The sequence below is a fragment of the Massilia sp. W12 genome (assembly GCF_037300705.1).
GTDB lineage: Bacteria > Pseudomonadota > Gammaproteobacteria > Burkholderiales > Burkholderiaceae_D > JACPVY01.
This window is the reverse complement of the sequence record NZ_CP147776.1, coordinates 1,381,183-1,390,791: the sequence shown is the minus strand read 5'-3', so window position 1 is coordinate 1,390,791 and position 9,609 is coordinate 1,381,183. Positions and strand designations below refer to the sequence as shown.

The following is a 9,609-nucleotide window of genomic DNA, read 5'->3' as shown; positions in this document are numbered from 1 at the left end:
GGACGGCCTATGTCTATTCATCTGTTTGGCGTGTCCTATGCCGGCGGCTCGGCCGCCGCCACTTATGGCCGCTGGTCGCGTTTGTTGCCGGCCACTATCAAGGTGCACGCGCTCGAATTGCCCGGCCATGGCCGGCGCATGGCGGAACCGTTTGCCGCCAGTCTGGAAATGGCGGTGACCGATTTACTGCGGCAGTTGGAAGCCGCCTTGGGTGCTGAACAAAACTGGGCGGTGTATGGCCACAGCATGGGCGCCACCCTGTGTTATGAGCTGGTGAAAGCCGCCGCTGCAGCCGGTTTGCCGGCGCCGCAAGCGATGTTTTTATCGGGCCGCAATCCGCCCCACTATGCCTACCCGCAGCGCAATTTGCATTTACTCGACGATGAGAGCTTTTTGGATGAAATCAAAAAACTGGGCGGCACGCCGGTCGATTTTTTCCAGATGAAAAGTCTGCTGCAAGCGTTTTTGCCGATTTTGCGCAATGATTACCGCATCATTGAGCTGTACCGGCAAAGCCTGCCTATCCATATCACGCCGGCGGATATTGTGTTTTTCGCCAGCAACCAGGATGTGCTGGTCAAGCGTGAAGAAGCGCTGGAATGGGAGCGCTACACCAGCGCCACTTTCGCCATCCACGACTTCCCCGGCGGGCATTTTTTCATCAATGAACAGCAAGAAGCGATTTGCCGCATCATCAGCCAGAGTTTAAGCCCGCACATCAGCGCGCATAAGCTGCCGTCTTCGACTTTGAGCTGGGCGTAAAACCGCGCATGTCTGGCGACGCTGAGTTGCAAGCCCTGCCCGGCCCGGCCCGGCAGGTTTGGCGCGAGGTGGACGGGCTGCGCCTGTATCTGGCGCAGCAGGCCGATTTGCAAGCGCTGGCCGCGCTGGCGCAAGACAGCGACTGGCTGCAGGAAGAGGAAAAGGCCGCGCTGGCGCGCATCAAAAGCGCCGCGCGACGCACGGAATATCTGTGCGGCCACGCCTGGCTGCGCTGGCTGCTGGCGCGCGAACTGGCTTGCCAGCCTGAGCAAGTGCGGCTGGCTTTCAGCGCGCAACACAAACCCTATGCCCTGCCCGGCCCGGCGGGACAGGCTGCCCCGGCCTGGAATCTCAGTCATGCGCATGGCCATTTCGCCCTCGTCCTGGGCCCACCTGCCGCGCCTGCCGGCACAGCCGCATTCAAGCCCTGCGGCGGGTTGGGCGTGGACATTGAATTTCCACAGCAAGTCAGCGCAGCGGAACTGCGTCAATTGGCGCAAGGCTTTTGCCACGCGCAAGAGCTGGCCCACCTGCACGCCCTGCCGGACAGCGCCGTCAGCCAGGCTTTCTTGCGCTTGTGGTGCGGCAAAGAGGCGGTCGCTAAAGCGCTGGGCTGCGGCTTCCTGTTCTCGCCGAAACGCATCGTGCTGCAAGCGGAATCTTTTGTGGATGGCGCCGTGCAAACGGTGCAGCTGGAAGGGATGCAGCGGCAGGTGGCGTTGTGGCAGTGGCGGGTTGAGGGGGATGGGGTGTTGGGGGTGGCGCGGGTGTTGGGGTGAGGGCTTGTGTGGTGAGCGCAATGCTACAATCCAAGTCTCATGCAACTCACATTTCAGGCGGTTTGCCATGGCGCTTAGCTGGCTGCATTTGTCGGATATTCATTTTCATGCGAAAAACAATTGGCGCGACGCACGTCCCCGCCGTGAGTTGCTGAGTTTTTTGCAAAAGCGTTTTGAAAGTGGCAAGCTGCCGCGCCCGGATTTGATTTTTTGCACCGGCGATATTGTATTTGGCGCAACTCAGGCTCACTCTATGGCCGAACAGTATGCGCAGGCCAGGGAGTTTTTGACAGAACTGCTATCGCTGTGCCAGCTGGATAAAGAGCGCTTGTTTCTTGTGCCGGGCAATCATGATATTGACCGCAATAAAGTGGATGAAGATGCGCAGAGCGCATTGCGCATGTTGGCGCAAGACTCGCGGCAACATGTCGCGCGCATTAATCAGCGACTGGAGCAAAAACCCGCACCCTTTCAAAACGCCATGAAGCGCTTGCGATCTTACGCTGACTTCATCGCGGATTTTTTACCACATCAGCGCGATCCAGAAGGACGCTGCATCTACGAATGCAAGCTTGAGATTGACGGCGTAAAACTCGGCGTGGCGGGGTTCAATTCCGCCTGGTCTTGCGCTGGCGACGAAGACGAGCGCGATCTATGGTTAGGAGCAGAATGGCAATTCAACCATGCAGTTGCAAAATTGCAGGATGTGGATGTGCGCATCGGTTTAATCCATCATCCGTTGGACTGGCTGTGCGAGGCAGACCGCGAGCACGCCACTGTGCGCATTGCTTCCGATTTTGATTTCTGGCTGTTTGGGCATATGAACAACAGCTGGATCGAAGCATCGACGAACCATGTGCGGATTGGGGCCGGGGCGCTTGGCGCGGCGACAGCAGATGAATTCGGCATGAATTTGGTTGAAATAAATCCTGATGGGCAGAAATGCGCGGCACATTTATTCCGCTTCAATCATGGTTGGATTACGCATCCGATAGCGCAACATGCGGACGAGGGTGTATGGCAGTTTGATTTGCCACGCAGAATTCCAACAAGCAAAGTCATCAACCTCTCCGGCGCTTCCGTTCAGACTGCCGTTCTTCAAGCTGCGGCGCACATCACACACAATGCCAAGATTCAAATCGAGTCGTTACAGCTGCACAATTTCCGTCAAGCCAGACAAGCAGAACTCAATTTACACCCGGGTTTTACGGTCTTGATTGCGCCCAATGGCAGTGGCAAAAGTAATCTTTTGCACGCACTGCGCTTGTGTTTGCAAGATTTCTTGTCCCGTTTTGATTTGGCGAATATGCCTGGGCCGACTTTACGGCAAGACGATATCCGCTTACGCCGGGACGATTATGGTGGCCTGCGGCGCGATCTGCCCTGTGAAGTGGAAGTCAGGCTGCTGACCGGCGCCGCCAACTGCGAATGGCGCATAAGCCGCGATCATGAACGCGCGGACGATAAGCAAGCGCCAATAGTGGATGCCAGCGCGCACAACGATTTGCAGAAATATGGCGTTCTATTGCAAGAAAAGCTGCGCCAATCCAGCGACCTGACGGTAAACCTGCCGGTGATCGCCAACTACGGCACAGCCCGATTGTGGGGACAGTCTCCTGCCTCATCCCGGCAGGCTATAGGCAACGAACAGTATTTCAGGCTGTATGCATACCGTGACGCACTGGAGGAAAACAAAGATTTCAGCCAATTCATTGCATGGTTCACCTGGCTGTGTGAATGGCGTAATGAAGACATTGTGCGCAATAAGGCCAGCGCAGAAGAATTGATGAGCAGCAGCAAATGGGGGCCGATGCTGTCTGCCGTGCGCGAGGCTATCGACACAGTTCTGCGCCCGGCATGCGGTTGGCACAGTCTGGATTTCAGCATTGAACTCGAACGTTCGCTGGTGATGCGGCATGATGACTATGGGACTTTAAAAGTCACCCAACTCAGCGACGGCATACGCGGCATGCTGGCCCTGGTCGGCGACCTGGCTTGGCGCTGCGTCAAACTCAATCCTCATCTCGGCAAAGAGTCCGTGCGCATATCTTCCGGCGTGGTGTTAATTGATGAGCTCGACATGCATCTGCATCCGCAATGGCAACAAAACGTGGTGCAACAGCTGCGCATCGCATTTCCAAAAATGCAATTCATTGTGACTACACACAGCCCGCAAATCCTGAGCTGTGTGCCCAAAGAGTGCATTCGCATCATTGAAACCACTCCAGAAGGCGTATGTACGGCACAGGAGCCCGATTGGCAAACTGAAGGCGCCGACCCGTCTTCGGTTCTTGCCCATGTGATGCATATCAACCCGATTCCTGATACGCCCCCGCTGCAAGATTTGCTTGCGTATCGCGCCATGATTGAACGAGGACAACACCATCAGGCGGAGGCGCTTACCTTACGCACAAAATTGATTGCACATTTTGGCGCGATGCATGAAGAAATGATTGAATGTGAGCGCTTGATCCGTCTGTTTGAATTCAAGCAACGCAACGCCGCCATGCGCACAGGAAGTGCAAATGCGTAAATTAACACGTTCCCCTGAGCCAGAAGCCTTAGCACGACTGCGCCGTGCGCAGAAAAAAAATGCCAATCTGGATTGGGATGTGGCACAGGGAGAGGATAAAAAAGCCATCTGGTCTGCACTGGACGCCATGCAGGAAAAATTGTGTGCATATTGCGAGTCTGAGCTTGCAGAAAACAAGCGCCACATTGAACATTTTTACCCGCGCAACGGCCAGCAAGCGCGGCGCGAACTCAGATTTGCATGGGCCAATTTGTTTGGCTCATGCAACGATCCGTACTGCTGTGGAAAGCATAAAGACAACAGCGCTAAGAATTGGCGTTGCGAAGACTTGATCAAACCGGATCAGGATGATACGGATGATTTTTTGCAATTTCTGACATCCGGCGAGATCCATCCCAAACCCGGACTGCCGCAGGAGCTGCGACACAAGGCCCAGGAGACTATTCGGGTTTTCAATTTGGATTGTGCAGGCAGTCCTTTGCGCGCAAAAAGAATGAAAGCAATAAGCGGCTGGTGGAAAAGCCTGGACGAGATACTGCAGGAAATAGATGTGCTGCAACAAGAGGGCCTATATTCTGCAGCTGAAGCCGATGCCCAAAAGCGTGAAGAGTTAAAAAAATTACTGCAACAAACCATCTCCTTGCCTTTTGCAACCGCAATTCGGCACGCGCTTGTTGTAACTTGTCATGTCGGGCCTGACAAGTTGGAATAAACTCCCGCTGCAGCAACATCCAAGCTTGCTTCGAAAACACTCCATGTATGCTGGAAGCGGCAGCCTGTTGGCAATGTGAATTGGATCACGGCGCCATGCCGGGGCTGGCGCAACTCAGATAAACGCATGCGGGCGCAAGCCCGAAGCCCCTCCCAAGGTATCCGCAGGACTGCCGCTTGCCAGCGCTGCCAGCCTTACACTGTCCCGCCACCCAAGACCAGGCCACAACATCGTGCGCCACAGCCGGTCAATCTGATGACCTGATTCGCGACTGAAGTAGCTCCCACAACAAAAGCGCAGGCTGAGCGTTACTCCACGCTGCAGTATTTAAGCGCAAGCCCGGCTAAGTCTGGTTCCATCTTCGACATGTAAACTGGCGCCGTTTCCATGATTGCATGTAAAGACAGCAATCCTGATGAAACACCCACAACAAGAGAACAAATCCTGTATTTCCAGCAAGGAAAAGGAAGACACCATGTCAAAACGTCTGTCGGCAGGCAAAACTGCCCTGTTTGCGGCCCTGTGTTGGGCCATACCATCCGCATTCGCAGCGGATTTCAGCAGCGGCCTCGAATACTGGGGCGGCAATACCGCCACCATTTGGTTTAAATCGCAAGTCTCCACATCCTGGGTGAATGCGCACTACATCATCAACAGCGGCGCACAGCAAAATGTGACGATGCGGCAAAATGGCAGCCGCTTTGAATTCACGATTCCCTACACTCCCGGCTCGGTGGTGAATGCGGCCTGGACTTATAACAATGGCGCATCGGCCTATGACAGCCCGTTCCAGATTTTAGGCATGTCACCCAGTCCGACGCCGACGCCCAGCCCGACGCCGACGCCGCCGCCCCTGCCGACGCTGGAATATGTGGATGCAGTGATTTACCAGGGCAATAATCAGGGCGTGATCAGTTTCCGCCCGCTGAATCAAAGCAATTGGGTGGATGTGCATTACCGCATCAATGGCGGCGCGCAACAAAACCTGCGCATGGGCGGGCAAGCCGGCTCGACCTTGTTTGAGCAGCCGGTATCGGTCAAACCGGGCGACAGCGTCAGCCTGTCCTTCACCTGGAATGACGCGCGCGGTTCGCATGATTCGCCGACCACCACGCATACCGTGCGCGACGGCTCCTCGACGCCCACACCCAGCCCGTCGCCCACGCCCAGCCCGACACCCACGCCAACGCCTACGCCAACGCCTACGCCGACGCCGACGCCGGGCTTGCCGCAAGCCGGCTTGCTGGCAGTCGATGGCAAACATTATCTGTGGGTCAAGGGCAATGGCGTGCAGTGGGTGGACATTCATTACCAGGTGAATCAAGGCGCGCAACAAAATCTGCGTATGAACTGGAATGCCCAGCGCGCCGCCTGGGAAGCGCAAGTGGATGCGCCGGCAGGATCGAATGTGCGCTATTTCTACACCTGGAGCGATGCTTCAGGCGCACATGACAGCCCATGGCAAAGCGCGCAAATCGGCGGCGCAACCACGCCGTCCCCCAGCCCCACGCCATCTCCGACACCGACGCCGACACCGACACCGACACCAACGCCTACGCCGACGCCAACACCGACGCCAACGCCCGTCCCCGGCTACAACCAGGGGGTGGAAGTGGCTGGCAATCAAGCGGTGATCTGGTTCAAGCCGAACAATCCGGCGATTGATATGGAGATTGTGCATTACAAGCGCAATAATGATCCGCAGCGCGATTTGACCATGCAATACAATCCGCAAGCCGCGCGCTATGAGCAAAAAATCTATCCGGTGGCCGGCGGCGCACAGCTCAGGTATTTCTTCACGTATGGCGGCAAAAATGGCAATCCGGCTGCGCAAGACAGTCCGAATTATGAATACACCGTGCCCATGCCGCCGACCTGCACCCCGCCGCAAGTCTTGATCAATGGCGTATGCCAGATTCCGCCGGTGTGCACGCCGCCGGATGTGCTGGTCAACGGCGCTTGCGTCAAACCGACCCCGGCCTGCGCCAACCCGGCGCCGGCGCCGGAACCGAATCCGCCGGCCAGCTGCAGCGGCGCGGATTGCCAGTGGAATAAGATGACCACCTTCAAACTGGTGAATGACACCTGCGGCAAGTGGGCCGACAATCAGATTTACTGGGCCATCATCGGCAAAGATTGGAACACCGATGAATTCGTGCATGTCGATTTGCAGGGACGTTTGATTCCGATGAGCTTGCGCGACAATGGCGCGTTGATGAAAAACGGCAAACCGTATGCGAATTACTTCCATACCTTAGCCGACGCCAAGCAGGTGACGATTCCGCCGATCAATTCGGCGCGCCTGATGATTTCGGTCGGCAGTCCGATGTATATCTGGGTGAATACCGATGTGAATGGCAAACTGGCGTATGCCGGCGCCAACATCGAAAACCCGGATGATCCGAATATTGATGTGATTTTCGATTTTGCTGAAATGGCCATCGTGCCGAATCTGGGCTTCTTCGGCAACACCACGCGCGTCGATCAATTCGGCTTCCCGCTGCGCTTACGTTTACAGGGCATGGATGGCTATGACCAGACGGTGGGCGAAACCGAGCGGCGCGATAATCTGTTCATGCGCTTTGCCTCTGATGCGCCGACCGAATTCAAAGGCCTGGCCCTGCCGCCGTTCGCACCGTATCGCATCATGGCCCCGGCGCACGCCACCTTTAACGACGGCGGCCCGTATGCGCACTATATGGATCAGTACATCGACTGGGTGTGGGATAAATACCGCAGCGAAACCCTGACCTTCACCAATTTGCAAGGGACATTCAACGGCAAGGTGGTGGGCGACAGCTTTGAATTCAGCGATGGTCTGGGCAAGTATTACATCCGCAAAAAGCCGACTACCGCTATGGCGATGCTGGGCAATGGCGTGCTGGACGACGCCTCCGGCACGCAGGGCAATGTGCCGGCGCGCGACAAGCAATTGCAAATCCAGGCGCAGATGTGCGCCGCCTTGAACCGGGGCATTGTCGAGCTGCCGCACAAGTGGAGTGATTGGAACAGTTATTACCCGGCCAGCCGGCCTTATAACTGGTTCGCCAAATTCTTCCACGATTATTCGATCAATCGCTTGAGTTACGGTTTTGCGTATGACGATGTGTGGGGCCACAGCTCTTCACTGCATACGCCTTACCCGACCACGGCGACGGTTACGATAGGCTGGTAAGCCCCCTGCGCCATAACTGAAGCCGCAGACTGCCTGCAATGGGCGGTCTGCGGCGCAAGATTCTGCGCAAAAACCCTCCCCGCTTCACTTTTTTTCCTGTTTTGAATGGTGGCATCATCGCGCTATCCGATTTTTTGCGCAGCACGCCATGCCATTTCTCAATCCGCTGACTGGCTATGCCTTCACGAAAATTTCCGGCTGCCCGGAAAACCAGGCTATTTTGCTGTCTTTCTTGAATGCCGTGCCGGGTTTGGCGCCGCCCTTTCGCATCCAGCAGGTGCGGATTCAGAATCCGTATCTGGCCCCGGTGACGCCAAAGACGAAGCCGGGCTAGACAATCTGCTGGATCAATGAATGTATTTCCTGCGCTTTGCCAAGCGTTTGCAAAGCATTCCACGCACCTTGGCGCAGGAAGGGCGTGAAATGCAGATCCAGGATCAGCGCGGCATGTTGCAATTGGCCAGGCAAACCGGTGAGGCCAAGGGAGGAGAGAAAGGCATGCGCGCCAAGCAGCTGCAAATTGCACGCAATATGCAAAGCATGGGTAAGTATCCCGCCACGGTGGCGCAGGCGCTGAGTGTGAGGCAAAGCAGGATTTGCTGCGTCAGGCTTGATGTAACACAAGCCGGCGCGACATGCGCCCATCAACGCCCCTTTTTTACCGGCAAACACAACTCCCCCACCCCGCCGCAAGCCTGGGCGATCCCGCCGGGATACAGCTCAAAACAGGGATGGCTGTTGATATCAAAGCGGGAGGCCGGCAACCAGCATTCAAACAGCCAGCGCCAATACGCTTCTTTATCCGCATGCCGCATGATTTCTGCCGGCTGCAGCGGCAGATGCGCATACATGCCGGCGTCTATCCATTTCACCGGAATATGCGCCGGCAGGCGCAGGCTGGCGGGGATTTCAACGCAGGCGTCAAAGCGGCAATGTGAAGGCGGGGTTAAGCGCGGATCATCCAGCCCGATCCCCATGGCGCAAGCGCCATCCAGCCCGACGCCAGCTTCACGCAGCAACTCAGCCAGACGCGCCCAGACGCGCGCCTCGTCTTCGCCATAGGGGCCGATTTTGCGTTGATACGCCACCTGCATGCGCGGCAAATAACATAAGCGCACCCGCGCCGCGCAGGCGGCATCCTGCAGCGGCGGCAAGCGCTGCGCCGGCGCGCTGTGCAGCCCGCTTTTGCGCCAGCTGGAGGGGGTGACATCGAAAAAACTGCGGAAGGCGCGCACGAAAGATTCGGGCGAAGTAAAACCGCTCAGCAAGGCCACCTCCCGAATCGGTGATTGCGGCGCATATTGCAATAATGCGGCGGCGCGCGTCATGCGCGCGCGGCGGATGTAGGCCTGCGGCGTCTCGCCCTGCCAATCCAAAAACACACGATGAAAATGAAATGGGGAAAACGCCACCAGCGCGGCCAGTTCGGCCAGCTCCAAAGGCTGGGTTAAATGCTGATCAATATAGGCCAGGACTCTGGCCATACGTGTGGCGTAATATGCGCCAGGGTGTGTTGGCCGCCCTGGCCCGGCTTGCCGCTCGTCCATCTCCCCTCCCGCTTCGATTGCATTGTAGCCCTGCGGCCAGCAGTCTGCCGGGGTCAGTGAATCAGCGCGGAAATCGGCAGGGCGAAAATGGATGACGCCGG

At 56.9% G+C, this 9,609-nt stretch carries 7 protein-coding genes; 6 read left to right on the top strand and 1 reads right to left on the bottom strand.

Annotation, left to right across the window (positions count from 1 at the left end; genetic code table 11):
- Nucleotides 1-9: 9 nt before the first annotated feature.
- The 6 genes from V8J88_RS05715 (at nucleotide 10) to V8J88_RS05690 (ending at nucleotide 8,295) form a co-directional block, all read left to right on the top strand.
- Nucleotides 10-762: an alpha/beta fold hydrolase gene (locus V8J88_RS05715; protein ID WP_338848352.1), complete on the top strand. Its 753-nt coding sequence runs from the start codon at nucleotides 10-12 to the stop codon at nucleotides 760-762.
- Between the two features lie 8 nt (nucleotides 763-770).
- Nucleotides 771-1,541: a 4'-phosphopantetheinyl transferase superfamily protein gene (locus tag V8J88_RS05710; protein ID WP_338848351.1), complete on the top strand. Its 771-nt coding sequence runs from the start codon at nucleotides 771-773 to the stop codon at nucleotides 1,539-1,541.
- A gap of 67 nt (nucleotides 1,542-1,608) precedes the next feature.
- Nucleotides 1,609-4,074, top strand: a complete 2,466-nt coding sequence (locus tag V8J88_RS05705; RefSeq protein WP_338848349.1) for an AAA family ATPase — start codon at nucleotides 1,609-1,611, stop codon at nucleotides 4,072-4,074.
- Nucleotides 4,067-4,786: a retron Ec78 anti-phage system effector HNH endonuclease PtuB gene (gene ptuB / locus V8J88_RS05700; protein ID WP_338848348.1), complete on the top strand. Its 720-nt coding sequence runs from the start codon at nucleotides 4,067-4,069 to the stop codon at nucleotides 4,784-4,786. Before V8J88_RS05705 ends, ptuB begins: the two co-directional genes overlap by 8 nt.
- Before the next feature lie 415 nt (nucleotides 4,787-5,201).
- A complete protein-coding gene (locus V8J88_RS05695) occupies nucleotides 5,202-7,961 on the top strand; it encodes a glycoside hydrolase family 64 protein (RefSeq protein WP_338848347.1) in 2,760 nt (919 codons plus the stop codon).
- A 148-nt stretch (nucleotides 7,962-8,109) separates the two neighbouring features.
- Nucleotides 8,110-8,295, top strand: a complete 186-nt coding sequence (locus V8J88_RS05690) for a hypothetical protein (protein ID WP_338848346.1) — start codon at nucleotides 8,110-8,112, stop codon at nucleotides 8,293-8,295.
- Between the two features lie 310 nt (nucleotides 8,296-8,605).
- Here V8J88_RS05690 and V8J88_RS05685 read toward each other — a convergent pair whose 3' ends face one another.
- Entirely contained in the window at nucleotides 8,606-9,508 is a 903-nt protein-coding gene (locus tag V8J88_RS05685; protein WP_338848345.1) for an AraC family transcriptional regulator, read from the bottom strand.
- Between the last annotated feature and the right edge of the window lie 101 nt (nucleotides 9,509-9,609).

Bases quoted from the DNA above. Each gene is read 5' to 3' on its own strand.
- V8J88_RS05715 (WP_338848352.1), top strand. From the start codon at position 10: ATGTCTATTCATCTGTTTGGCGTGTCCTATGCCGGCGGCTCGGCCGCC.
- V8J88_RS05705 (WP_338848349.1), top strand. From the start codon at position 1,609: ATGGCGCTTAGCTGGCTGCATTTGTCGGATATTCATTTTCATGCGAAA.
- V8J88_RS05695 (WP_338848347.1), top strand. From the start codon at position 5,202: ATGAAACACCCACAACAAGAGAACAAATCCTGTATTTCCAGCAAGGAA.
- V8J88_RS05685 (WP_338848345.1), bottom strand. From the start codon at position 9,508: ATGGACGAGCGGCAAGCCGGGCCAGGGCGGCCAACACACCCTGGCGCA.
- ptuB (WP_338848348.1), top strand. From the start codon at position 4,067: ATGCGTAAATTAACACGTTCCCCTGAGCCAGAAGCCTTAGCACGACTG.
- V8J88_RS05710 (WP_338848351.1), top strand. From the start codon at position 771: ATGTCTGGCGACGCTGAGTTGCAAGCCCTGCCCGGCCCGGCCCGGCAG.
- V8J88_RS05690 (WP_338848346.1), top strand. From the start codon at position 8,110: ATGCCATTTCTCAATCCGCTGACTGGCTATGCCTTCACGAAAATTTCC.